Here is a 24,915-nt window from a genome sequence, read left to right as displayed (position 1 = left end):
CTTTATATATCCTTTTCCAACAATTAAATCTACTACAAATTTCGTCATTTGTATAGGAACTTTGTCATATTAATCTTTGCCGAAAGAAGAATCTTCTAAAAGAGGGTCTTTTATTTTTCTAAATTTTCTTGAAACTTTCCGATTTTGCGGAATTTGTTGTATCGATCTTGACGAAGTTCTTCCCCTGTCATACTTATTAACTCGGAAAGATGCTGCTCAATCATTAGTTTAATTGATTTGGCTGTCGCTTCGTAGTCAAGATGAGCTCCGCCTTTAGGTTCAGGAACAATGTCTTCAATAACTTCCATCTCTATTAGATCCTGTGCTGTAATCTTCATAGCTTCTGCTGCTTGGTCTGCCTTCGCGGCATCTTTCCACAGAATAGAAGCTGCACCGTTAGGCGAAATTACAGAATAAATGGCATGCTCCAGCATAAGTACCCGGTTTCCAACGGCCATCGCTAATGCTCCGCCGCTTCCACCTTCTCCAATTACAACACAAATGACAGGTACAGACAGCTTCGCCATTTCAATTAAATTGCGAGCAATTGCTTCTGACTGTCCTCTTTCTTCCGCTGTTTTACCAGGATAAGCACCTTTAGTGTCAATAAACGTAATGATTGGACGACCAAACTTGTCCGCTTGGCGCATCAAACGAAGTGCTTTTCGAAACCCTTCCGGATGAGCGCTCCCGAAAAATCGTGCAATGTTATCTTTGGTATCTTTACCTCGCTGCTGACCAATAACCGTCACCGGTCTGCCTCCAAGTTTAGCAAGACCTCCTACTACTGCGAGATCATCACCAAACAGGCGATCGCCATGAAGTTCCATGAAATCGGTAAAAACAAGCGTTATAAGATCTAGTGAGGTTGGACGCTGATGGTGCCTTGCAATATGCATTTTCTGAGGAGCCGTGATGGAAGAATATACTTCTTCCTCAAGTTTGGCATATCGCTCTTCCAATCGGTTTACCTCATCTGTAAAGTCAATTCCTTTTTCAAGACCGAACTGCTGAAGCTCTTCAATCTTCTTGCGCATCTCCGTAAGGGGCGCTTCATGTGGCAACTCTCCCGCCAACTTACACCTCTCCCTTCACTTCATGCATATCTAGTAATTTGGCTAGAGTAGTCCGTAAATCTTTACGATGTACTACCATATCGAGCTGTCCATGCTGCAAGTTAAATTCAGCAGTTTGAAAATCATCCGGTAACTTTTGACGAATAGTTTGCTCAATTACAATTCGGCCGGCAAATCCAAAAATAGCTCCTGGCTCCGCAATGTTAATGTCGCCAAGCATAGTAAAGCTGGCAGACACACCGCCTGTTGTTGGATCAGTGATGACAGAGATATACAGTCCCCCCTGCTCGTCCAATCTTGCAAGAGCACTGCTTGTCTTAGCCATCTGCATTAAACTTAAGATACTCTCCTGCATTCTAGCTCCTCCGGATGTGGAGAAGATAATCAGAGGCAACTTTTTCTGGGTCGCTTTCTCTATAGCCCTTGTGATTTTTTCGCCAACCACCGAACCCATACTTCCCGAAAAGAAGTCAAAACTCATAACACAGACCACTACAGGATGACCATCTATGCTGCCTTCACCAGTAACTACAGCATCCTTCAGACCTGATTTCATGGTTTGTTGTTCAAGCTTTGATTTGTAACCTGGGAACTCTAATGGATCCACTGAGACCATATCCGAGTCATATTCGATAAAGCCTTCATCAAGTGTCATCTTGACACGTTCCATTGCATTTAAACGCATATGATAGCCGCACGAAGGACAGACTTTCAGATTCTTCTCAAGCTCTTTACTATATTGAATCGTGCCACATTTACTGCACTTGTTCATGAGCCCTTCCGGGACCTCACGTCTTGGGCGGTCCACTCCTTCAGGAGCATCATTCTGCCCTGTTCGCTCTGAAGGTATGGTCGCGTATTTCCGCTTTTTCTGGAATATATCTTTGAACACAACTACACCTCTTCAGCCGTAAATTTGATGGCTTGCTAGTCTAGATATGACCAGCCATTAACAACATAGCATGGGCAAACATAAAAAGTGCCTATACGCAAAAAAAAGAGGAGACAGACACACACAGACAAGGGAGTCGTTCGCTCTTTCCTTTAAATTCCCTGCCGCATAAAATAGGTCCGCAAACAAGAATAGAACTCCATTGCTTCATTTAGGAATGCAAGATGGAATTCAGTACTTCCTGAACCTCTTCTAACTCACCGGAGGGAACGAGAATTTCATACTGTTGCTTGGATAAACTGATGGGACGGGTCTGTACTAGAAATCCTTCATCCGCAAGCCGAGTTTTTAGTCTGTCAGCAATTTTCGCTGTCGGTGCAATATATATCACCGTCCACATGCCATTTCCGCCCCCTAAGCCCTATGATCAAAGCTCGCATAATGGCTTAATGATAACATAACTCTCTTTTTTTTCGCAAGAAAGGCTTGGAGGCAGAATGATTCATGTATTTTTACCTATTCATGTAACTATTGTTTTCGCCTATTTTTACTTAAGATAAACCTTTATTTATGGATTAAAAGGATAATTTTTGGCGCTGATGTTCTTATGAGCAATTCTTGCAGATGCGGCAGCGGCAAGACCTGCAACTAAATCATCCAAAAAAACATGAACTCCTGAATTTTTGTCATTCAGTGTTTCAATGATCCCCATTTTCTCTTTATCTAAGTAACCAAAACTCGTCAGACCAATCATCCCATATACACTAGTAATACCAAGTGCTAGAGTCTCGTCCACACCATAAAGGGGCTCATCAGCTTCGAGCAGTGCCTGAAGCGGCTGTGGTAACAGTTTTTTCTCTGCGAGCTCATCCAGTGCAATTCCTGTGTAAAGTGTATACTGGACCTCCCGTTTACATAAAACCGCACGAACACTCTCTACACATTCTTCTTCTTTCAGTTCCGGGTGAAACTTCTTCTGAAGGGTGAACACGATCTCTGCAATCGATTCAATCGTCACACCTCGTCGTTTCAGCATCGCTTCCACAATTTCATATGACATCCGCTGATTCCCCCATCCCTGTAGCCATGATTGTCTCATTTTGAAAAGGTCTATACCAAAGTGAGAGCAAACCATCTACTTAAAAATGCACCAAATGTTTGGTGTTCCTAAGTGTATGCAGCCGGGATGGAAATTGTTCGTAAAAAGTACGTTAAATGAATCATTTTCACAAGACCTTACTCTTGCTTAATCACAAGTATTACTTCACTACGACGGTTCCCTTACCCAGAATTTCTTCAAGCCCGGCAATCAGTTCAGGAGAAGGTTTGATACTATAAGCCTCACTTAATGCTCTATAAGACCTGTGCTCTTCATAGAATAAAACAGTTGTTACAGGTCCGGGATGTTGCTGTAATACAGCCTTCAGTTTTGTAAGGACACCTGACTTTTCTGCTGCTGATGTTATCTTCATATACACCCGCTGTTTTACACGCACGTTAAGTTTAGGTGTTGACTCGTTTCCTGCCCCCGTCTTAGTTGTCCCTTTCGCTTTGTGAGAAGCAATAGAAGTCCCCCTAGGCGATGTATTCACTGTAGCACGGTTCGCTGCTTCGGGAGTTCGCTGCGACAGAGGAGACGTAGCTGTCTTCGTCTGAACAGAGGAACCATATTTTTTATCCTGCCGCCCTGTACTTCGCTGCTTTTGTAAGGCAAGACGATGTAGGTTCTCACTGGATAAAGGAGCTATTTCGTCAGCAAGGAGCTTAAATCCTTCATCCTGAAGCTGTACTTTAGCTCGAATCGCAAGTAACGCACCTTTGTCAATCAGTTGTGCGCTTTTTCGCCATACTTCTGGAAAAAGAACCACTTCTGTCCGCTCGATCTGATCCTCAAGCTCCATAAAGGCCATCGATTTTCCTTGTTTGGTCGTAATCTGTTTGACCGATACAACCATGCCTGCGGTTACAACCACTGACTCATCTTCGGCATCTGCAAGTTCCATCAGTTTGTTTGCTTCTTCTGCCTCCAAAACTTCACTATAATTGTCAAGCGGGTGTCCAGAGAGGTAAAGACCAAGCAGTTCACGTTCGAGTTCAAGTTGTTGTGACATGCTATGTTCAGGGATATTCGGATACTCAATCTCCCAGTTTGGCGTTTCTACAAAATCAAAAAGTTGAATCTGTAAGTCTTCTCGCTCTTTCCGCCATTTCAGTGCCGCTTCCACCACCTCATCCAGCATGGCAAGCAGTTGTGCCCGGTGGCCTGGAAGCTTGTCAAAAGCACCTGCCTGAATCAGAGATTCAATCACACGTTTATTGCAGACTCTAAGGTCAACTCTTCTGCAAAAATCAAGCAAACTTACAAATGGACCGTCTTTGCTGCGAACAGCAAGAATACTCTCCATGGCTTGAGTTCCGACATTTTTAATGGCAGCCAGCCCAAATCGGATACATCCCTGCGGCTTCTCTTCTGTAGCCGGGTCATCTCCAAGAGAGTCTCCATTATGTCCTACGATTGGAGTGAATAAAATCCCGCTCTCATTCACATCAGGCGGAAGAATCGGGATGCCCATTCGTCTGCATTCGACGACATATTCCGCTACTTTCCGGTGATTTCCCATGACCGCAGTTAACATGGAAGCCATAAATGGTGCAGGATAATGTGCTTTCAGATAAGCGGTTTGAAATGCCAAAATCCCATAGGCTGCGGCATGCGCACGCGGGAACCCGTAGTTGGCAAAACGAACAATCATGTCATAGACTTGATCCGCTTCTTCCTTGCTATATCCTTGCGCTGCGCTTCCTTTAACAAAGTGTTCTCGTTCACGATCAAGCACTTCTCTTTTTTTCTTGGACACAGCTCTGCGCAGCAAATCTGCTTCTCCAAGTGAAAATCCAGCCATGCTTGAAGCAATCTGCATGATCTGTTCCTGATATACGATAATACCGTACGTATCTTCTAGAACAGGGATGAGATCTTTATGCGGATACTCCACTTCAATGAGTCCATGCTTACCCTGAATATACTTAGGAATAAATTCCATTGGACCCGGACGATATAAAGCAAGTACCGAGATGATATCTTCAAAAACAGAAGGTTTAAGATCCTTCAGCACCTTCCGAATTCCTGCAGATTCCAATTGAAAAATGCCTGTCGTATCCCCATTTCCCAGCATTTCGTAGGTCTTAGGATCATCATCAGAAATATACCGAAAATCTGGAGCTTCGCCTTCCTGTTCACTAACCCAGCGCAAGCAGCGTTCGATGATAGACAGAGTTCTTAGTCCCAAAAAGTCCATCTTGAGCAAACCAATGGACTCCAGGTTTTCCATAGAGTACTGCGTCAGCGCTGCTCCTTCGCTGCCTTCCTGAAGAGGAACCACATCTGTCAGCGGATCTCTCGATATGACAACACCAGCCGCATGTGTCGAAGCATGTCTTGGCATGCCTTCTACTTTTTTCGCCATATCCAGCAGTGCTCTTGTTTTGGGCTTGGTTTCATAGAGTGCTTTGAGCTCAGGAGTGAGTTCGAGCGCCTTGGCAATATTCATGCCAATCTGACCTGGAATCAGTTTTGCTGCTTTATCAACTTCTGCATACGGAATGCTGAGTACTCTTCCCACATCCCTTACTGCTGCCCTCGCAGCCAGTGTTCCAAAGGTAATAATCTGTGCGACATGCTCGCGGCCATATTTTCTGGATACATAGTCAATAACTTCATCTCTTCGCTCATCACTGAAGTCAATATCGATATCAGGCATCGTAATCCGCTCGGGATTTAGGAATCTTTCAAAAAGAAGCCGATATTTTATCGGATCGACATTCGTAATGCGTAGAACATAAGCGACAAGGCTTCCCGCTGAGGAACCCCGTCCTGGTCCGGTTACAATGCCCTCCTGATGGGCATAGGCAATAAAATCCCAAACAATTAAGAAATAATCAGAAAAACCCATTTCTTCAATTACACCAAGCTCATAATACAGCCGGTCAAATAGTTCCTTTTTCCCTTCTTCACTGCTAAAGTGGCTTGTATCCTCATATCGTGATCTAAGCCCTTCTTCACACAGCTGTTTAAGATACTCGCCTGGTGTGAGTCCTTCTGGTATCGGTCTATAGGCCGGCAGAATATAGTTTCCAAACTCAAGTTGCAAGTTGGTGCGCTCCGCGATCCGTACTGTATTTTCAATCGCTTCTGGTACATGCGGAAACAGACTTTGCATCTGCTCACTGCTCTTTAAATAGAGCTGGCTTGAGGGGATACGAAGCCGGTCTTCATCATCCACGGTTTTACCCGTGCCAATGCAGATGAGTACGTCCTGAACTTCCGCATCCTCTTCAGACAGATAATGAGCATCGTTCGTTGCAACGAGCGGAATATCCAGCTCTTTTGATAGACGAATAAGTTCAGGATTCACTCGTTTCTGTTCAGCGAGACCGTGATCTTGCAATTCAAGATAGAAGCGGTCTCCAAATATCGTTTTATAACGAATAGCAGCCTCTCTAGCTTCATCTATACGTCCCATGAGTACATGCTGCGGAATCTCTCCTCCAAGACACGCACTTAAACAGATGATTCCTTCATTGTATTGCGCGAGGCTCTCCATATCGATTCGAGGCTTATAATGAAATCCTTCCAAATGACCTATCGAACAAAGTTTCATTAGGTTTTGGTAACCAATATGATTCTGAGCAAGCAATATCAAGTGATAAATGGGTTGATCTTTGCGGTTTCCCCGTTCATGACGAGAACCTGCTGTTATATAAGCTTCACAGCCGATAATTGGCTTGATTCCTTTTGCTACACATGCTTTATAAAAAGGGATTGCTCCGTACATGACCCCGTGGTCTGTTAAAGCAAGAGCCTTCATCCCGTCGTTCGCTGCCTTGTCCACGAGCTCTACAATCCGTGCAGCACCGTCAAGCAGGCTGTATTCGCTATGAACATGTAAATGCACAAATGAACTCATGACCGTTACATCCTTCCCTTAATCATATTTCACGTATTTTATCTTTTCTATTTTATCATAACAAGGCAGGCTCCGCCCATAGAATAGAGTACAAGCAAGCTGTGTCCTTCCTTTCTAGTATTCAAACGAAGGAGGACAGAAAGGAGCCGGACCACATTATGAGTTTCATGTCTAAGATTATCCTTGATTTCTTTATTGCGTTTGGCATTGTACTCGGCGGGGCAATGCTCGGCGGAGTCGGTGCGGTCGTTTCCCTTCAGCCTCCTACTCAGACAATGCTGGATGTTGCAGGCAGAATAAAAATTTGGGCCCTGGCCGCTGCTGTCGGTGGAACGATTGATCCCATGCGTGTCATAGAAAGTAATATGCTGGATGGAAACTTATCTCCTGCGATTAAACAAATCTTGTATCTGATTTTTGCTTTTTTAGGTGCTCATATGGGGACAGAGCTAGTCAAATGGATATGTACAACACGAAACTAGGAAGGAGGTAAACGTCTCATGCGTGTACCGCCAACCTATCTTATACGTCCTTTTATACAATTATCCGGTGTCTTTGTGCTGGGTATGATTATCGGATGCGTCGTCTACAATGCGGTGTTTCATGCAAGTTACAATGAGCTGTGGCTTGAAAACAAAGATTTAAAGATTCAAGAAGAACAGTATATTGAAGATATAAAAACCTTAAAAAAATACAGTAAACGACAAACCGTAATCAAAGAAATTAATATTCGTGCAGAAGAATCAGACAAGATCCCCGACTCGGTTTCTGTGAAGGAGATTATCCAACTGTTAGGCGATGAACTTGAGGTGCTGCGGGGCAGAGATGTATATAACATCGATGAGTATAGTAAAATGACCCGAATTATGATGGATAAAAAAACATACACCGTGAGAGAGAAGCCCTACTCTGTCAAAATTACAACCATGCTTGTTATGGAAGGTGTGCTTCAAGTATGGGTCGAAATCACGCCATCCTTTCGTTAAGGAAGCCTAAAGCCTATGGGAATTTTTTCAATATACTAGAGGAAATTCATGATACAATGAGGACAACATGTATATTTTTCCTAAAAAGGAGCTGTCCTACCAACTATGCTAGATATCATTAGATATGTTTTATTCGCACTGCTGCTCATCTCTACGATCACCGCGGGTATCTCTAGTGTTCGCAGCAGACGGTCACGTGATCAGCAGCAAAGAGGCCTTTTACAAGCGCTCAGCAATATTTGGATGGGCATTATGCTGATTGTACTGGCATGTATCCAGATGTTCATGTTTCAAGGGTCTACGGTTGCCGTCATCATCGAAGCTATCTTTCTTGTTCTTGGCGCATTCCATGTATTTTCCGGTATTCGTAACCACAGTTACTATGCGAATCAAAAAAGCGAAAAGTCCCCTGTATAAGGCGGACTTTTCGCTATAGTTTATACCCGGTCAATCGCTTGAAGGGTCATGATTGCTTTACAGATTAACTTATTATCTTCATGGATAATATCAATATCCAATTTACAGTTAAGTCTGCTGACTTCAAGAATTCTCGGCACAATACTAATCTTGTCTTCAATCTGTACAGGCCGGACAAAATAAGTTGTGATATTCTCCAGTACATGATCACTGCCTGTCTTCTCCTGAGCAGCTTTATAACCCGCCTGCGTCATTAAGTTGACAAGCACACCTTCCGAGATCGTTCCTAAATCCGTAGCCATCTGCGGAATGATAATCCCATTATATCTAGTGTCTCCTTCGGGACCTCGCTCTTCTACAAAACCATTCCATATCAAATGATCGAACGTTTCACCAAGCTGCGGTTGTTTCTGCGCTTCTCGCATAGCATCCAGCACTTCTCTGCGCTTGACGGAGGTAATGAGCTTCCGATTCCGATCCACAATAGGTAAATAATCAATCCCCTCCGAAGCCATTAACTGAGCCGCAGAAGCAAGAGAAGTTTTGAGGGTTGCTGTAACTGGCTTGCGAACCACACATTTCTCTATCGCCTCGTTCTGATCGAGTTCGATGACATCTTTGCGAGTAATAATCCCGATGACCCGATTCCATTCATCTATAACAGGAAAACGGAGTTCTCCTGTTTCCAGAACCAGCCTGCTGAAATCGGAAACCGTACTGCTAAGTTTAAGATAATATGATCTGGGCTTGTCTCCTACGATATCTTCGACAAGCATAATTTTTTTCTTAATCAGCCGATCAAAAATAGCCCTGTTGATCATAGATGCTACTGTAAAGGTATCATGTCGGGATGAAATAATAGGAAGGCTCAGCTCATTCGCAAGCTGGATTACTTCTGAACTCGTCTCGAATCCTCCGGTAATCAGCACCCCGGCCCCCTGATTCAAAGCCAGCAAATGGGCATTGTCCCGATTTCCTACGATGAGCAAGCTGTCAGCATCAATGTATTTGGCCATTGCTTCTTCCTTCATTGCACCGATAACATACTTATGGAGTGGCTTAGAAAGCCCCTCTCTGCCTCCCAGAACATACCCTTCTACAATCTCTACTACATCTCCAAACGTCAACTGTTCTGAAGCACCGCGCAATCTTTTCTCTACTCTTATCGTTCCTACTCTTTCTCTCGTAACAACAAGTCCCGCATTTTCTGCTTCTTTTACAGCCCGGTATGCCGTTCCCTCACTTACACCAAGTTCTTTTGCCAATCCACGAACTGATATTTTTGTCCCGATTTTTAGATGCCTTATGTATTCAAGAAGCTGCACATGCTTCGTAACGTTTTCTTCGTTCCCTTCCAATCTGTTACACCCCTTTATTTCGGAACTGTACTAGTCTGTACTCATTATATCACGAACTACATAAAATAACCAAAATTAGGTTTTTAATAGAAACAAAAAAAGGGTTGTCCTGAAGCCATTTCCAGCTTACAGAACAAACCCTTGCGCGTGAAAAATTCACTGTGAACGCTCCTTAGCAGGAACAATTTTCACCGTTTTCCCACTCTCCTTATCTTCCATCCACTTCAGTTCCCACTGACGAAGTTTAGATTTGCGTACCCGGTCAAGTGCTTTTCTCTTCTCCTCGTCTACACCCAGAATAAAGTGTAGATTTGCACCAATAACGAGAAGGGCAAAAGCTAACCAAGTAGCACTGAATGCAGCACTCCATCCGGTAAACGAAAGATTAGGCAAGGCATAAAGCGTCATTCCACCGGCGATAAGCATGTAGAAAATATGTTTTGCCTTCGATAATTTTAATTTTCCTACCACATTTCTCACTCCTCTTTCTCATGAATCTATATATCTACTCTATGAATGAGAAGTGGTAAATATGTGGACAAATTAGGAAGCGTGAGAAATCAGAGAATTGATCCTACTGATTTGCAGGTCCGCCATATAGATGTTGCAGACTTTCCATAATAATTTTGTTCACGTCTTCAATGATCACACTCAAGCGGCGTTCAGCTTCAAATAGTCTGCGGATATTAAGATTCAGACTAAGAACTTCAAATGATTTTTCCATTTGTTCCATCTCTTCTTGAGCCGGCATATCACCTGACATCATGCGCTGCTGAATTTCGTTTTGGCGTCTGCGGAAGTCTTCGAGCATACGTTTGCTGTCTGGATCTGCATCCACCAATTTCATAGCTGCTGTAATTTCCTGTACTTCTTCGCTTTCTTTCAGTGCTTTTGCAAGTTCGTTAGCTTTGTCATGAACATTCATTAATAATTCCTCCCAGCTGATTTTAAATAATACTTCATTTCTAGGTTAGGTTTCAGGCAAGTTAAAAACAATTTTAAAAAGTAGGTCAATCACCAAGGGATATATGTCCTCATATGATGAATCACATGCATTGTTCTATTACCCATTCCACCCTAAAACAGACATCTTGTTTGCCCCCTGGAAGGAGATCCACGATGTCAAAGAAAAAAGTAGCGATCCAAATAAGCGGATCTGGCCTTCTGCAGGATGACGTCGTGATGCTCGGGGATAAATTTCTCAAGCAATGGAAAATCCCCACTGGACGTCCGTTAATCCTCGCATTCGGAAGTTTCAATCAGGAAGTAACCGTTCTTTCCGTCCCGAAATACGAAGGGATGCGGATGAGTCCCTCCTTAGCTAAGAAACTGGGTCTCATTAACCGTTCTGTCCTTCAAATTCGTTATCATGCCGACAGCCGTACACTACGTATTGGTCCGCTCATTAGTGTTCTAATCAGCAGAGACTACCCGGAACAGCTTGAAAAACCTTTTGGTTCAATCACCATGTTCTGTAGAGAACTGGTCGGTGCGTGTCAAAAACAGGGTGCGTATGTGTATTTCATTACTCCAAGTCACGTCGAAACGGTAACTGGGCAAATCGATGGCTGGATTTACGACGATGGCTGGAAAAAAACAGTCATGCCAGTAGCCGACGTCATCAATAATCGGCTTACTTCACGCAAACTTGAGAATAAACCTAGCGTACAGCATTTTGTGAAGGAAGTAAAATCCCTGTACGGAACACAGATGTATAATGAGAAATTTCTCGATAAGCATGAAGTATTCGAAGCGCTGAAAACAAATGCTGGACTTAAACGATATTTGCCTGAATCCCACTTACTTAAGTCCTTCTCTAGATTTAAAAGTATGTGTTTGGCTCATCCCGTTGTATTTCTAAAACCTGTACGGGGCAGTCTTGGCAAAGGTATTATTCGGATTTCACGACAAACGGACGGCTCCTACCTGACTCATGCCACCTTAGTAGGCGGGGTACAGAAACAAACTTATCCTACTCTAGCCAAACTTTTCACAGGATTATCAGGAAAGATGAAAACAACAAAATTTCAGATCCAGCAAGGTATTCCGCTTATTGATATTGGAAAAAAGCCGGTAGACTTCAGGGCCTTGGTCCAGAAGAATAACACAGGAAAATGGAAGGTTACCTCTATTGTGGCGCGGATCGCCGGAGGAAGCCATTTTGTGTCGAATCTGGCTAGAGGCGGCTCACTTAGTACGTTAAAAGAAGCGGTCAATAAAACGCCACTTCCTCCGGAAGTCAAAAAAAATGCCCTTGCGCAAATGCGCCGAGCGGCTCTTGATATTGCTGCAGCCATTGAAGAAACCATCCCGGCTCATTTTGGAGAACTCGGTATTGATCTTGCTATGGACACGTCAGGAAACATTTGGCTTATTGAGGTGAATTCCAAACCTTCCAAAAATGATAATACACCGCTTTCGGATAACAAGATACGTCCTTCTGTAAAAGCTATGCTTGAATATTCTGCCTATTTGGCAGGCTTCTGAATCCATACACCAGAAAGGAGGAACATGAGATATGCAAGGAACACTCGGTACTCTCGGAGTTCTCGTTAATGAACGAGAAGGTTCACCTCCTTTTGCGGATGAAGTCTTTTGCCAAAGGTTATGTCAGGAAAGTGATAAATTTGATATGGACGTCGTGGTTATTACTCCTAAAGGGTCTGCACCCAATGGAAAATATCAAGCATATCGCTATGTAAATGAGAACTGGACTCAGGAAACGATCGACTTGCCTGATCTGATTTACGACCGTTGTCTCACTCCAGTTCCTGGAGTATTTCGGCGCAGATTACGCCAGGCAAGCAAATCTGCTTCCCGCAAAATCCGGTTTCTCTCAAGAGCACTGCCAGGCAAATGGCATGTATATCAGACACTAAAATCATATGAAATACTGCATAAACATTTACCCGAGACTGAACTTTACACCTCTAAAGACCAGCTGAAAACATGGTTGAAAATACATCCGGATGGCGTTTTTCTGAAACCGCAAGCAGGATCCCATGGCAAAAGCACCGTGAGGGCACAGTGGATTTCAGCAGAGCAAACTCTATATATTCAGGGACGAAACCGGTACAACCGGAGCTTCGAGAAACGATTCTCCCATCTTTCTTCCGGCCTTGCACAGCTGCATCGTATTCTCATCGCCAAACCTTACATTATCCAGCCATTTTTGCCGCTCATGAATAAAGATACGAAACCATTCGACCTTAGAGCTTTGGTACAAAAAAATGGTATTGGACAATGGGACCTTAGCGGGCTGGTTATTCGGGAAGGCACGGCGGGCAGTCTTACCTCCAACCTTCACGGCGGCGGAACAGCAAAGATTGCCCACACTTTTCTTGAACAAGAATACGGAAAAGAAATTACCTCACTTCTTTTCGCACAAGCAGCAACACTATCTGCTCTCATTCCGAGTATTCTAGAAAGCCGCTATGGAAGACTCAGCGAGCTTGGCATTGATTACGGAATCGACCGAAACGGTCATCTATGGATTCTTGAAGTGAACTCTAAACCAGGGCGTGCTGCCTTCCTTCTCTCCGGTGATTCCGAGAGTATAAATAAAGCTTGTAATCGACCGCTAGAGTACGCTCGTTATCTGCTGCTCCGTTCACAAGGATCACCTATTCATTAGAGTAATCACAAATAAGAATGGAATAAATCCCTCCAAAGCAAACTGCCAGTTCTGTAAATATACACATCAATAATCCTTTGCGTTTTTGGGATAGGAGGATAAAAATAAATGAGCCTGACATTGTGCAATCTGCATTTTACGAAGCGGCCGGAGAAAATCATCTATCTATCTAATGCCCTCATTAAAAATTTTCAATTATCCGGTAAAAAAAATGTTCATATCCGGCTGGGGAAAAATCGGATTCAAGTAAATCTAAAGCCAATGAAGAAAAGCGGAAAACATATCTATCTTTCAAGTGGTGTTCGCAGTGCGATTAAGGTACCAACAACCGGCGGCATCCTTGTAAAAAATGTCGAAGGAGACGAAGTGCATCTCGGACCACTAATTGGGATTTTATCGGATGGCCCCCCCTCTGCTACCAAACCCTTTGGTTCAAGAACCGGCTTTGTGAAACAGTTACTCAGAGAAGGAAATCAGAAATCGTACACATTTGGTTTTACACCTCGAGATATTGACTGGAGCAGTGAAACGGTAAACGGGTATTTCCTTAACAGCTCTGGCGGATTTGTCAGAAGGCGTGTACCGCTTCCTGATGTGATTTATAATCGTCTGCCGAGCAGACGATCTGATTTCTCGTATTCTACTAACCAGCTCCGAGATCGTTTTGAACGTAAAAACATCCCTTTCTTTAACTGGAGTTTCTTTAATAAATCAGATATATACAAACTCCTCGAAGATGATCAAACCGTCAATGGTTATGTACCCGAGTCCCATCTGAATCCAAGCATGGAGCTTATCAATGAAATGTTAGAAAAACATCAAATTGTGTATTATAAACCTTCTTCCGGAAGCCTGGGTCAAGGTATCTATCGATTGACCTATTTGCCGAGCCGCGGATATTTTTGCCGTTATCGTAAAGCAGGCGGTAATGTACTTTTGCGCTTTAAGACGTTTAAAAGCCTTGCCCGAATGTTAAAAACAAAAATTGGCTCGGAGTCTCATGACTATGTTGCACAGCAAGGAATTAGACTCATAGAAATTGACCGTTGCCCTATCGATTTTCGATTTCACATGCACAAGAATGGAAACAACAAATGGGTTGTCGTGGGGATCGGGGCTAAAAAAGCCGGAAAAGGATCCATTACCACCCACATAAAAAACGGCGGTTCTTTAATGACACCAGAACAAGCGCTCAGCAAAACATTTGGCAGCAGATCATCTGAAGTTTTGCAGAAAACAAAAGATGTCGCTATAAAACTTGCAGAGGCCATTGAATTTCATCATAAGCACGTTCTTGGTGAAATCGGATTTGACCTTGGCATTGATCAGGAGGAACACGTATGGATGTTCGAAGCGAACGCAAAACCAGGGCGATCGATCTTCCGTCACCCTCAGCTCAGAACAGAGGGGAAAGCATCGGTGGAACACATAGTAGACCACTGTTTATATCTAAGTCAGTTCCATCAGAGGGAAGATTTGTGATTGGCGAGATCCGGGACACGAAGCCTACTATTGCGATTCTGACCATGCATGATAAGAAGCTTCTCTTTCGAGGAAATCGCAACAATTTTCGTGACATTATCAACACCGGTGAAGAGCTTGGTTGTTCCGTATACATCGTAACCGTTCGCGACCTGAAGCTGTCTTCTCGAGAAATTAAAGGATATCGTTATGATGAACACGTAAAGGAATGGGTCCAAGACCTGTTCCCCCTTCCTCAGGTGATCTATAATCGTATTCCTCAGCGGGAAGATGAACAAGATCCATTGGTAAAGAAAAAAATACAGGAGTGTCTGGATCATCCAGGCATCACTCTGTTCAATCCTTATTTTTTTAATAAATGGGATCTGTTTGAATGGCTTAGTAAAGGAAAGTCTACCCGTGATTTTATCCCTTATACCAAAAGACTTCGAACCCGGCGAGGATTAGGAAAAGTACTGGAGCAATATCCTTATGTTTATTTAAAGCCAGAAAATGGGAAAGCAGGCAAAGGAATTATGCGGCTTACTTTTCAGCAGAAAGAGAAACTGCCTTATATACTTCGGATACAAGATAACAAAAAAAGTGTGACTTACAAGGCAGCTACTCTACAGAAACTTTGGAACAGAGTCCAATTAGAAACGGAAGATTGCAAATATATCATTCAGCAAGGAATCAAACTCGCCACCTATAAAGGCCGGCCTTTTGATCTTCGCGTACTGGTCCAAAAGAACAACAAAGGCGTATGGAGCCTCTCGGGAATTGGGGCTAGACTTGCTGGACTGAAAAGTATTACAACACATGTTCCCCGCGGCGGCAGCGTGGAGGATCCGCATGAACTGTTGTCCGAAGTATTCGGTTCAGAAAGAGCAAGCCAAATTATGAATCATGTGAAAGAGACCGCTATCACCATTGCAAAACAAGTGGAAAAGGCAGCAGGTCATAGACTTGGCGAGATGTCCATGGATCTCGGTGTTAACCCAAGCGGAGGCATCTGTTTCTTTGAAGCCAATGCAAAACCGATGAAATTCGATGAGCCTTTGATACGCAAGCGATCACTCGAGCGAATCATTCATTACTGCACCTATTTAGCGAGACAAATAGAAAATTAGAGAAGGTGATCCTTTTATGCCGTCACCTGTCCTAGGCATACTCACGCTGTACCTTAACGATAAAAAGCATCTTGAAGAGAAAAAAGTCTATGAGAAGATGATTGAAGAAGGCCAAAAGCTGGGCATTGACGTGTATGTATTCACTCCTTCCGATGTAAATTCCAGCAAAGAACTGATTCATGCCCTGATGTATTTACCTGAGCAGAACCGCTGGATCCGTAGATGGCGTTCTTTTCCGGACCTTATCTTTGATCGCTGCCGGATTCAGCGGGGAGAACGATTCCAGGAACTGCTTCGTTTTCGCAAAAAATATGCACATCTTCTATTTCTAAATCGTCCGCTTCGTAATAAGTGGACCTTGCATCAAGCATTGAATAAAAAAGCACTCTTTCGTCCTTTTTTACTTGATACTAAACTGTATGGAAGCACGGCCGATGTCAAATTAATGCTAAAAAAACACAAACTTCTTTACCTGAAACCGATTAATGGTACGGGCGGCCGTGGAATTTTACGTATCGAGCGCAGCTCAAAAAACGATAACATCTTACTTGTACAAGGACGGGATCAACAGAGACGTATCCTATCACCTAAAAAGATCGAAATAGAGAATATATCCACGTTCCTTCCTTCCGCAGATACGGAAACTCGTTATATCATCCAAGAAGGCGTTCAACTAAAACTTCCCAATGGTCGGGTTCACGATTACCGTATGCTCGTACAGAAGAATAAACATGGGCAGTGGGAGTGTACCGGCTGTGCAGGACGAATTGGTGCAGAGCGAAGCGTAACTTCTAATCTGCATGGCGGTGGCAGAGCTGCAGAGATGAACGAACTTTTATCGAGATGGATCTCCCTTCCCGAAAAACGAAACGAGGTTCGAGAAACAGCAGAAGAATTCGGTATTGAGGTTGCTAAGTACCTGGAGAAAACCTACGGTGATTTATGTGAACTGGCTCTCGATCTGGCTATCGATAAGAAGGGCCATATTTATCTTATTGAGGTCAATCCTAAACCTGCACGTGAAGTATTTATTGAGATTGGTCAAGATAAGATATACCGTCAGGCCATTATTAAACCTCTTGAATACTCGCTGTGGCTCTATAAACAAAAAAACAGATAATCCTTATAAAAATATGCCAAAAACAAGCCGCATATGTTATATCTGTCCACTGGAGGGGCGTTCCCTCCTTCATGTAGGAAAGTATATAACAACTAGCGGCTTGTTTTATTTTTTATGCATACTTTAATAGGTATTCCTAATTTATCTACTCGGCTTTGTTGTACAGCTCGAGCAACTCCGTGAAGTCATTTATATATGCACTTGAACCCTTCAGTTCGTCTTCGTTACCAAACCCAGCATAGGCGCAGCCAATAACGGTCTGACCATTCTCGGCCCCCGCTTCCACATCGGAAGAACGATCTCCTACCATCCACGCATTTCTAATTTGGTGCTTATCTAGAAGCAGCTTCACCAGATCTACTTTTGAAGCAGTACTGAATTCACCTGCACTGTAAAGATCGTCAAACCATTCGGCGATTCCGTGGATTTCTGCTATAGCTTTTACATAATGTTCTAGTCCATTACTTGCCACAAAAAGTTTGACACCCCTGTTATGAAGCTCTTGAAGTGTTTCTTTTACTCCTGGATAAAGGACTCCAGATCCTGCTTTTAGATCTTCTAGTTCAAGCTGCAGAAGAAGCTCATCTGCACGAGCCTTCGCCTCATCTGTCGCATTCGGAATTACTTTATTCCATATATCCGGCAGCAACATCCCGAGACATCCCAGCATAAGTTCATCAGGCGGAGTCGGACCCTCATGATGCCCTTCCTCCCTCAAGATATCAAACAGGCGGTGATATACGGGGATAAGAAGTGATTCTGTTTGAAAAAGAGTACCATCCATATCAAAGATCATGGCCTCCGGCTTTTTGAGGGTAACCATTTGATTCATTATTGCAGCATCCTTTCCGTAACAACATATTTCGAAGTATATAACGATCTATATATATGATACGCATTTTTTAACAGCCATGTAAACCGGAGTTATGTAAAATATAAATCGATTGAATCCATTCCATCACTCATTTGAAATGGATTCGATTCACAAAAGATATATATTTAACTGAAAAAATGGGGTGTCTCCGCTTATTTAAGCGGGTAATGAACAGAGTATTTATGATTCAAGCATAACAAGAGGAGGGTGTGGAGAAATTACACGGAGAGAGATCATTACTTTCTTTTGCTGATGCTTGAAATATACATAAGGCAAAAGAGAATGCAGGCCTAATTGAAATCTTTGGCAGCCAGAATAACAAGGGAGGGAAATTCGAATTGAATTACTATCAACAAAGTAAAGAAGAGGTTCTCAGCAAAGTAAAAAGTTCAGAACAAGGAATTTCCAGTACAGAAGCACAAAAACGACTGGATTCAGAAGGCTATAATGAACTGAAAGCAAAAGACAGAGATCCCATATGGAAACTTTTTTTAGAAAACTTTAAAGACCCCATGGTCATTGTACTTCTTATCGCAGCTGCTGTTCAGCTTTTCCTCGGGCAATATATTGAATCTTTAATTATTTTTCTTGTCCTTGTTCTTAACGCCATCGTTAGTGTGGTGCAAACAAGAAAAGCAGAAAGTTCACTTGATGCCCTGCGTAACCTCTCTGCTCCCGAAGCGAAAGTCATTCGAGACGGTGCACGTATAACGATACCTGCCAGAGAACTTGTACCCGGCGACATTGTGCTGCTTGAGGCAGGAGACAATGTGCCTGCAGACGGACGTATCATTGAATCCGGCAGCCTAAAGGTAAACGAAGGTATGCTGACCGGTGAATCGGAAGCTGTTGAGAAGCATACCGATCCTATAGAAGGTGAAGCTGCTATTGGTGATCGCCTTAATATGGTATTTAGCGGTGCTCTTACGGTTTACGGCCGAGGAACGATTGTCGTTACGGCTACCGGAGAACAAACAGAGATTGGAAAAATTGCAGGTCTGATTGAAAGTGCAGAATCTAAGCAAACACCGCTCCAGCGTAAATTAGATAAATTCAGTAAAAAACTAGGGATATTCATTCTCATCCTGTCCGTTATTATTTTCGGCGTAGAAGCAGCGCGTATTTACTTTAACAATAATTCAGTTGATATGACTGCATCGATCCTGAATGCTCTTATGTTCGCTGTTGCTGTTGCCGTTGCCGCCATCCCGGAAGCTTTATCATCCATTGTGACGATTGTTCTTTCCGTGGGAACGAATAAAATGGCAAAACAGCATGCGATTATTCGTAAGCTGCCTGCGGTTGAGTCTCTAGGTTCAACAAGTGTAATTTGTACAGATAAAACCGGTACACTGACTCAAAACCGAATGACCGTGGTCGATTATTATCTGCCTGAAGGAACCAAAGAAGAATTTCCAGATGATCCAGATACGTTAACCGCTGCAGAACGAAGACTCTTGCACATTGCTGTACTTTGTAACGATTCTCATATCAATGAAGAAGGAAAAGAACTCGGTGATCCAACGGAGATTGCGCTTATTGCGTTTAGTAATACTAAAAACAAACATTACCGAGAAATTCGGGACCAGTTCCCACGAGAAGCTGAAATTCCTTTCGACTCAGATCGAAAACTGATGTCTACCATCCATACCTTTGATGGACAGAAAACAATTTTGACAAAAGGCGGACCTGACGTACTCTTCAGTCGTTGTAATCGTGTCTTCATCCACGGCGAAGAACAACCGCTCACAGATGAAATGATCGAACAGTTCCGTCATCAAAATGAAGAGTTCTCTAAACGAGCGCTTCGTGTTCTTGCCTATGCTTATAAAAACATTCCAAATGAAACAACGGAGATCAATGTAAGTGACGAATACGACCTTGTCCTTGTCGGTCTTACCGCAATGATCGATCCTCCGCGTGAAGAGGTCTTTGACTCAATTGTGGAATCCAAAAAAGCAGGAATCCGTACGGTCATGATTACAGGCGACCATAAAACAACAGCTCAGGCTATTGGACGAGATATTGGACTCATGAGTGAGGGAGATATTGCGGTAACAGGTCAAGAACTTGATGCCATGTCTGAACAAGAACTTGATCAGAAGTTAGAACAAATCTCCGTCTACGCTCGTGTATCACCAGAGAATAAAATCCGAATTGTTCGTGCTTGGCAGAAAAAAGGCCAAATCACCGCTATGACGGGTGACGGAGTTAATGATGCTCCTGCATTGAAACAAGCGGATATTGGGGTTGCAATGGGCAGTGGTACGGACGTAGCTAAAGATGCGTCGGCCATGATTCTGACGGATGATAATTTCGTTTCCATTGTTAATGCCGTTGAAGTAGGTCGTACTGTATTTGATAACATTAAGAAAGCGATCGCTTATCTGTTTGCGGGAAATTTAGGTGCAATTATAGCGATTCTCTTCGCCTTGATTGTGGACTGGATTAATCCATTTACAGCGATTCAGCTCTTGTTCATCAATTTAGCGAATGACTCGCTTCCTGCCATCGCACTGGGGATGGAAAAAGCAGAACCGAATGTGATGTCGCGGAAGCCGCGTGATATTAACGAAGGTATCTTTGCCGGTGGAACGCTCACAGCAGTGATTACCAGAGGTCTCCTTATCGGGATCGCTGTTATTATCTCCCAATATATTGGCCTTCAACATTCGCCGGAGATGAGTGTGGCCATGGCCTTTACAACGCTGATTCTGGCACGTACCCTGCAGACCTTTGCAGCACGTTCCAGCCAGCAAACGATTTTCCAGGTTGGCTTCTTGTCCAATAAGTATGTTATTGGAGCCGTCCTGCTATGTTTCGTTCTTTACGGAATTACGTTGCTTCCTGGCGTGCGCGGTATCTTCTCCATTCCAGCAACGTTTGGATGGAATGAGTTCCTTATTGCCGGTGGACTTGCCCTCGGCTCCGTACTGCTGATGGAAGTAATTAAATTTATACGAGTAAGCATGCGTAAAGATGATCAGGCTACTTCCTAACGAATAAATCTAAAAAGAGGCAGTTACGTATATGACGTGACTGCCTCTCCTTTATGAAAATTCTTCTTGCCTGACGATAACCTTATATTTACTTAAGTTCATTAGGTTACACGATATCAGAGAATGCTTTTCTCGTTTTGAAATCTACATCCTTATAATACATATCTGCTACAAGCAGGTTAGGTCCACAGCACTGAGCAGCATCACAAAAACAGTTTACGGTCTGATTAAGTGGATGATTTGTCGTCCATTCTTCAAAAATATCATCAAGCTTCTTATTTTTAATGTTGCCGAAAGCAGGGATATCTGCAAAATCCGTCACATACACATTACCGGTAAACATGTTCACATTAACCCGATTGCGACCATCCGGATCATTACGAACCGTTACATTTGGCTCTTTATGCAGTCTTGAGATAAGCTTACGATCTTCCTCTCCCCCATTACAAGCGTAAAATGGAAGGGTTCCGAACAACATCCACATGTCTTTGTCTCTGGCATCCAGCAGTCCATGGATACTTGCACGCATGTCATCTAATGAAAGTACCGGCAGAGAAGCCGCAAAATTAGACGCATACATCGGGTGCACTTCATGACGTTTTGCCCCCATTTGTCCAATTAAACGATGGATACCAGCTAATTTATCATGCGTGCGATAATTGATCATGGATTCGGCTGATATAAACATTCCTTGCTCACTGAGTTTCAAAGAATTCTCCATCATTTTATCGTACATTCTTGCTGCTACTTCATAACTCACCGGCCGCGGACTGTTTGTAAATCCGACCTCATGCAAATCCTTTGCACTTAGATAATTAAAAGAAATATGCATAACATCAAGATAAGGCAGCATTTTCTCATAACGACTTAGGTCAAGTGTCAGGTTAGAGTTAATCTGGGATCTTATCCCCCGTTCTCTTGCGTATTTCAGCAGCGGTACAATCATTTCATCTACCGTTTTTTCGAGAAAACTTGGTTCTCCGCCTGTCAAACTAATCGTTTCAAGATGCTCCACCTGATCCAGTGCCTTGATCATCTCAGAAACAGGCAGTGCAGGCGCCTCTTTCATGACAAGCATGTCTCCTACGGCACAATGTTCGCAGCGCATATTACACAAGTGAGTCACTGTCATCTCTACACTTGTCAGCTTATGCTGCCCATATTTTCGCAGTGACATAATAGGGTCCCAAGGATCATAAGACGGAGAAATAATTTGTAAAGAATTCGATTCATGATTTAATAAACTCATTTTAATTCACCTTACTTCCTAAAATAAACGGATCGCATAAAGCAATCCTTAACATTATTCATTTCGTATATCACATCTGTTTACCGAACAAAAATACCTCGTTATGTAAACTGAGGCTCTACCGAAGTCATCATAACTGCCTCCCCGCCCACACCCGCAATCATAACGGATAAATGTTCCATTAAGTCGAGATCATAAGGAGTATGCAGCTGCCTGCCTTCCGAATCTTTAATAACTCGAACAACGGGACGATGCGGTGCTTCGGGATGGATACGAACAACAACTGCCGTGTCCCCCGTGATAAGCTGTACGGTAAGACCGACCGGATAAATAGCTACATAATCCCTAAAAACCTCCAAGATATGCTGATCATAGAGTGTTCCTGTACCCGTGAACAGCATTTCTACTGCTTGATGAGGCAGCAGAGCATTCTGATATACACGATTCGTGGTCATGGCATCATAAGAGTCTGTAAGTGCAAGCAGTTTGCCGTATTCGTGAATATCCGATCCCTTTAGCCCTTGAGGATAACCTTGACCATCCATTCGTTCATGGTGCTGAAGTGCACAATGTGCCGATAATAAAGGGATGCCAGGTTCATCTTTTAAAAGTTTGAATCCATATAACGTATGATTCTTTACGATTTCATATTCCTCATGAGTCAGCTTTCCTGGCTTTTGCAAAATATGAGGAGGGATTTGAGTCTTGCCTATATCATGCAGCATCGCACCAAGACCGATCTCCATCAGTTTATTTTTGTCATAACCGAGTCCCTTACCAAGAATCAAAGAATGAATACATACATTAAGCGAATGATCATACAAAGTGTGATCCATGGTATGCATTCCCGTCATCATAATCATGACACCTGGCTGAGAACAAATATCCTCAAGAATCAGCTCCATCACACCGGTGAATTTTTTCCCTAAATAAGGATATTTATGTTTCATTTTACCGCCTGCTAGACTGGTGAACTGCTCTTTAATCTCCTTCATCGCTCGGATCCTAGTTTCTTCTCGTAACATAATAGGAAACTCGATATCTTCCATTTGAGGATCCTGAATATATACATAACTAATACCCAACTGAGAGATTCGCTTGATCAGATGGGTTGTCAGTTCAATTTGTTCACTGAGTAAAACAATACCCTCATCATTATATATTCGCTTGCCGAGTTTCATCCCGGGCTCAAGCATAGCAATGGGTACAAGACGCAAGGTCACCCTCTCCTGCCTACATTAAAATGCTCTCTAACAGTTCCTTTACCTCGATATGATCGGATGCCAACGGGCTAACGAACTTTCTTCTAGCGACTCCGGTCTTTGCAGTTCCATACCGAGCAAATCTCTAATAAACTCGGGTAATCGATAGGATAGGTCGGTACCTAAAGCAAGACTTTCATAACCAATATTAAATGTAAACATATCAAGCGTTCCTACTTGATAAAGCTGCTCATCGCTTAGAACGGTTCCCTGAACACGAATCTCCGTAATCTTATGATAAGGCGGCAGCGAATCATCATAATATACTTCAGCACCATCGAGACACAAATTCCCCATTTGATATCCTCGGAAGCCAAATCCTTTGAATTCTAGCTCTCTATATTCAGGAAGCAGACTTTGTTCCAGCGCTCTGCGCAAATCTGACCCTTTTAACTGAATTGTACACGCATTTATGGGAGATGGACATAAAGAATGTAACATACCCTCCGTAATATTTCCTGCTGGGAGCGCCCCTAAGAGCTGACCTGCATTCACAACAGAGAGTTCTGCCCCTGTGAATTGTCTTACTGCCTGAGCTAATATATTACCAAAGGGGGACTCCTCATCCCAAGAAATAGGAAGTTCTTTGTCTGTAATCGCTACGGTCCGGCTCAGTCTAATCTCAGCCTGCTCACGATGAGCGAGAATGGCCGCAGTTACATTTTCATCTAAGAGCATCTCATTCACCGGATAACATCCGCCAGAAACCAAAGAAAAACGCTCCTGTCCAGGATGACGTTCGAGGGTTACTTTTCCCAAATACTTACCGTATTTTCCCGCGCCGCAAACCACAGTACGATTTATGAGCAGCGGTTCTTTAAGCACATGGTGTGTATGTCCCCCTAGAATCACATCAATCCCTTCTATTATTTCGGCTATTCTCTCATCCATCATAAGACCTAAGTGAGACAATACAATCACAATATCAACCTGATCCCTTATCTCGGTAACCTGACTTCGTAATGTCTCCATCGGATCAAGTGCTTCGAGTCCAAGCAGTTCATAAAAAGAGTTAAACGGAGCAGTCGCTCCGAGGAGTCCAATCCGAATCCCGCCTTTATTTATGATATGATAAGGTTCCATCCATAAGGGAGGTTTCCCTGTGCTTTTTAATAGGAGGTTCCCACATACAACGGGGCATAAAATCCCTGCATAGGCTTGATCAAGAATATCTGCTGTAAACGTTAGACCTTCATTATTTCCGATTGTAATCGCATCATAGCCTGTCATATTAATGATATCAATATTTGCGCCGCCCATCGTGCCCTCTGTCTCTACGGCCATCCGATCCATATGATCTCCTATATCAAGGACGAGCACTTCTTCTCCGGATGAAGATTGTTCTTTAGCTTCATGAATCATCGCTGCAAGCGAGCCCATTTGTTCAAAATGACTATGGATATCATTCGTGTGAAGAATGGTGAGTATTTGTTTGTGTAAAACGTTCATCTTCGTTCCCTCCTCCGGAAAAATGATACAGCCTGGTCCTT

At 43.1% G+C, this 24,915-nt stretch carries 21 protein-coding genes; 9 read left to right on the top strand and 12 right to left on the bottom strand.

What is annotated here, in order from left to right; genetic code table 11:
* Positions 1–110: 110 nt before the first annotated feature.
* From PV403_RS03120 to PV403_RS03100, 5 genes are all read right to left on the bottom strand, one after another.
* Positions 111–1,076, bottom strand: coding sequence for an acetyl-CoA carboxylase carboxyltransferase subunit alpha (locus tag PV403_RS03120; protein WP_213532112.1), 966 nt, complete (start codon positions 1,074–1,076; stop codon positions 111–113).
* A gap of 1 nt (position 1,077) precedes the next feature.
* Positions 1,078–1,968, bottom strand: coding sequence for an acetyl-CoA carboxylase, carboxyltransferase subunit beta (gene accD / locus PV403_RS03115; protein ID WP_332083581.1), 891 nt, complete (start codon positions 1,966–1,968; stop codon positions 1,078–1,080).
* A gap of 211 nt (positions 1,969–2,179) precedes the next feature.
* Positions 2,180–2,368: a glutamate decarboxylase gene (locus tag PV403_RS03110; RefSeq protein ID WP_191797943.1), complete on the bottom strand. Its 189-nt coding sequence runs from the start codon at positions 2,366–2,368 to the stop codon at positions 2,180–2,182.
* 168 nt (positions 2,369–2,536) lie between these two features.
* A complete protein-coding gene (locus tag PV403_RS03105; protein ID WP_213532248.1) occupies positions 2,537–3,028 on the bottom strand; it encodes a phosphatidylglycerophosphatase A family protein in 492 nt (163 codons plus the stop codon).
* A gap of 199 nt (positions 3,029–3,227) precedes the next feature.
* On the bottom strand, positions 3,228–6,935 hold the full coding sequence (locus tag PV403_RS03100) for a DNA polymerase III subunit alpha (RefSeq protein WP_332083580.1): 3,708 nt from the start codon (positions 6,933–6,935) through the stop codon (positions 3,228–3,230).
* A gap of 155 nt (positions 6,936–7,090) precedes the next feature.
* Here PV403_RS03100 and PV403_RS03095 point away from each other — a divergent pair, with 155 nt between their 5' ends.
* From PV403_RS03095 to PV403_RS03085, 3 genes are all read left to right on the top strand, one after another.
* A complete protein-coding gene (locus PV403_RS03095; RefSeq protein WP_191798628.1) occupies positions 7,091–7,417 on the top strand; it encodes a YtrH family sporulation protein in 327 nt (108 codons plus the stop codon).
* A gap of 18 nt (positions 7,418–7,435) precedes the next feature.
* The gene (locus tag PV403_RS03090; protein ID WP_213532109.1) at positions 7,436–7,921 is read left to right on the top strand and encodes a hypothetical protein; all 486 of its coding nucleotides are present in this window, start codon (positions 7,436–7,438) and stop codon (positions 7,919–7,921) included.
* 105 nt (positions 7,922–8,026) lie between these two features.
* Positions 8,027–8,338 carry a YtpI family protein gene (locus PV403_RS03085; RefSeq protein ID WP_332083579.1) on the top strand — a complete coding sequence of 104 codons (312 nt, stop codon included), beginning with the start codon at positions 8,027–8,029 and terminating at the stop codon, positions 8,336–8,338.
* Between the two features lie 20 nt (positions 8,339–8,358).
* Here PV403_RS03085 and PV403_RS03080 read toward each other — a convergent pair whose 3' ends face one another.
* The 3 genes from PV403_RS03080 to PV403_RS03070 all read right to left on the bottom strand — a co-directional run bounded on the left by PV403_RS03080 (position 8,359) and on the right by PV403_RS03070 (position 10,621).
* A complete protein-coding gene (locus PV403_RS03080) occupies positions 8,359–9,696 on the bottom strand; it encodes a DRTGG domain-containing protein (RefSeq protein ID WP_332083578.1) in 1,338 nt (445 codons plus the stop codon).
* 156 nt (positions 9,697–9,852) lie between these two features.
* A complete protein-coding gene (locus tag PV403_RS03075; protein WP_332083793.1) occupies positions 9,853–10,122 on the bottom strand; it encodes a hypothetical protein in 270 nt (89 codons plus the stop codon).
* A 148-nt stretch (positions 10,123–10,270) separates the two neighbouring features.
* Positions 10,271–10,621, bottom strand: coding sequence for a YlbF family regulator (locus PV403_RS03070; RefSeq protein WP_285747566.1), 351 nt, complete (start codon positions 10,619–10,621; stop codon positions 10,271–10,273).
* A gap of 194 nt (positions 10,622–10,815) precedes the next feature.
* On the opposite strand from PV403_RS03070, the gene PV403_RS03065 reads away from it, so the two are divergent.
* From PV403_RS03065 to PV403_RS03045, 5 genes are all read left to right on the top strand, one after another.
* The gene (locus PV403_RS03065; RefSeq protein ID WP_213532105.1) at positions 10,816–12,183 is read left to right on the top strand and encodes a YheC/YheD family endospore coat-associated protein; all 1,368 of its coding nucleotides are present in this window, start codon (positions 10,816–10,818) and stop codon (positions 12,181–12,183) included.
* Positions 12,184–12,214: 31 nt separating this feature from the next.
* The gene (locus PV403_RS03060) at positions 12,215–13,330 is read left to right on the top strand and encodes a YheC/YheD family endospore coat-associated protein (RefSeq protein WP_332083577.1); all 1,116 of its coding nucleotides are present in this window, start codon (positions 12,215–12,217) and stop codon (positions 13,328–13,330) included.
* A gap of 108 nt (positions 13,331–13,438) precedes the next feature.
* The gene (locus PV403_RS03055; RefSeq protein WP_213532103.1) at positions 13,439–14,812 is read left to right on the top strand and encodes a YheC/YheD family endospore coat-associated protein; all 1,374 of its coding nucleotides are present in this window, start codon (positions 13,439–13,441) and stop codon (positions 14,810–14,812) included.
* Positions 14,809–15,921, top strand: coding sequence for a YheC/YheD family endospore coat-associated protein (locus tag PV403_RS03050; protein WP_332083576.1), 1,113 nt, complete (start codon positions 14,809–14,811; stop codon positions 15,919–15,921). Before PV403_RS03055 ends, PV403_RS03050 begins: the two co-directional genes overlap by 4 nt.
* Before the next feature lie 16 nt (positions 15,922–15,937).
* A complete protein-coding gene (locus tag PV403_RS03045; protein ID WP_332083575.1) occupies positions 15,938–17,041 on the top strand; it encodes a YheC/YheD family endospore coat-associated protein in 1,104 nt (367 codons plus the stop codon).
* Positions 17,042–17,186: 145 nt separating this feature from the next.
* Here the strand turns inward: PV403_RS03045 and PV403_RS03040 are convergent, their stop codons facing one another.
* Positions 17,187–17,873: an HAD family hydrolase gene (locus PV403_RS03040; protein WP_332083573.1), complete on the bottom strand. Its 687-nt coding sequence runs from the start codon at positions 17,871–17,873 to the stop codon at positions 17,187–17,189.
* A gap of 380 nt (positions 17,874–18,253) precedes the next feature.
* Here PV403_RS03040 and PV403_RS03035 point away from each other — a divergent pair, with 380 nt between their 5' ends.
* Positions 18,254–20,914, top strand: a complete 2,661-nt coding sequence (locus PV403_RS03035; RefSeq protein WP_213532100.1) for a cation-translocating P-type ATPase — start codon at positions 18,254–18,256, stop codon at positions 20,912–20,914.
* A 106-nt stretch (positions 20,915–21,020) separates the two neighbouring features.
* On the opposite strand, the gene yfkAB is transcribed toward PV403_RS03035, so the two are convergent.
* From yfkAB to PV403_RS03020, 3 genes are all read right to left on the bottom strand, one after another.
* Entirely contained in the window at positions 21,021–22,163 is a 1,143-nt protein-coding gene (yfkAB, locus tag PV403_RS03030) for a radical SAM/CxCxxxxC motif protein YfkAB (protein WP_213532099.1), read from the bottom strand.
* 101 nt (positions 22,164–22,264) lie between these two features.
* The gene (locus tag PV403_RS03025; RefSeq protein ID WP_332083572.1) at positions 22,265–23,380 is read right to left on the bottom strand and encodes an HD-GYP domain-containing protein; all 1,116 of its coding nucleotides are present in this window, start codon (positions 23,378–23,380) and stop codon (positions 22,265–22,267) included.
* A gap of 45 nt (positions 23,381–23,425) precedes the next feature.
* Positions 23,426–24,874 (bottom strand): bifunctional metallophosphatase/5'-nucleotidase, encoded by a 1,449-nt coding sequence (locus PV403_RS03020; protein ID WP_332083570.1) that lies wholly within the window; start codon positions 24,872–24,874, stop codon positions 23,426–23,428.
* Positions 24,875–24,915 lie beyond the last annotated feature (41 nt).

Origin of the sequence: Paenibacillus sp. GYB006, from assembly GCF_036577645.1 — a bacterium.
Lineage (GTDB): Bacteria > Bacillota > Bacilli > Paenibacillales > Paenibacillaceae > Paenibacillus.
Note: the sequence above shows the minus strand (reverse complement) of the source record. Positions and strands in the feature narration are given on the sequence as shown.

Coding starts and splice junctions, on each gene's coding strand:
- PV403_RS03045 (WP_332083575.1), top strand. CDS start 15,938: ATGCCGTCACCTGTCCTAGGCATACTCACGCTGTACCTTAACGATAAA.
- PV403_RS03100 (WP_332083580.1), bottom strand. CDS start 6,935: ATGAGTTCATTTGTGCATTTACATGTTCATAGCGAATACAGCCTGCTT.
- PV403_RS03065 (WP_213532105.1), top strand. CDS start 10,816: ATGTCAAAGAAAAAAGTAGCGATCCAAATAAGCGGATCTGGCCTTCTG.
- PV403_RS03105 (WP_213532248.1), bottom strand. CDS start 3,028: ATGTCATATGAAATTGTGGAAGCGATGCTGAAACGACGAGGTGTGACG.
- PV403_RS03070 (WP_285747566.1), bottom strand. CDS start 10,621: ATGAATGTTCATGACAAAGCTAACGAACTTGCAAAAGCACTGAAAGAA.
- PV403_RS03040 (WP_332083573.1), bottom strand. CDS start 17,873: ATGAATCAAATGGTTACCCTCAAAAAGCCGGAGGCCATGATCTTTGAT.
- PV403_RS03020 (WP_332083570.1), bottom strand. CDS start 24,874: ATGAACGTTTTACACAAACAAATACTCACCATTCTTCACACGAATGAT.
- PV403_RS03075 (WP_332083793.1), bottom strand. CDS start 10,122: ATGCTTATCGCCGGTGGAATGACGCTTTATGCCTTGCCTAATCTTTCG.
- PV403_RS03055 (WP_213532103.1), top strand. CDS start 13,439: ATGAGCCTGACATTGTGCAATCTGCATTTTACGAAGCGGCCGGAGAAA.
- PV403_RS03110 (WP_191797943.1), bottom strand. CDS start 2,368: ATGTGGACGGTGATATATATTGCACCGACAGCGAAAATTGCTGACAGA.
- yfkAB (WP_213532099.1), bottom strand. CDS start 22,163: ATGAGTTTATTAAATCATGAATCGAATTCTTTACAAATTATTTCTCCG.
- PV403_RS03060 (WP_332083577.1), top strand. CDS start 12,215: ATGCAAGGAACACTCGGTACTCTCGGAGTTCTCGTTAATGAACGAGAA.
- PV403_RS03090 (WP_213532109.1), top strand. CDS start 7,436: ATGCGTGTACCGCCAACCTATCTTATACGTCCTTTTATACAATTATCC.
- PV403_RS03085 (WP_332083579.1), top strand. CDS start 8,027: ATGCTAGATATCATTAGATATGTTTTATTCGCACTGCTGCTCATCTCT.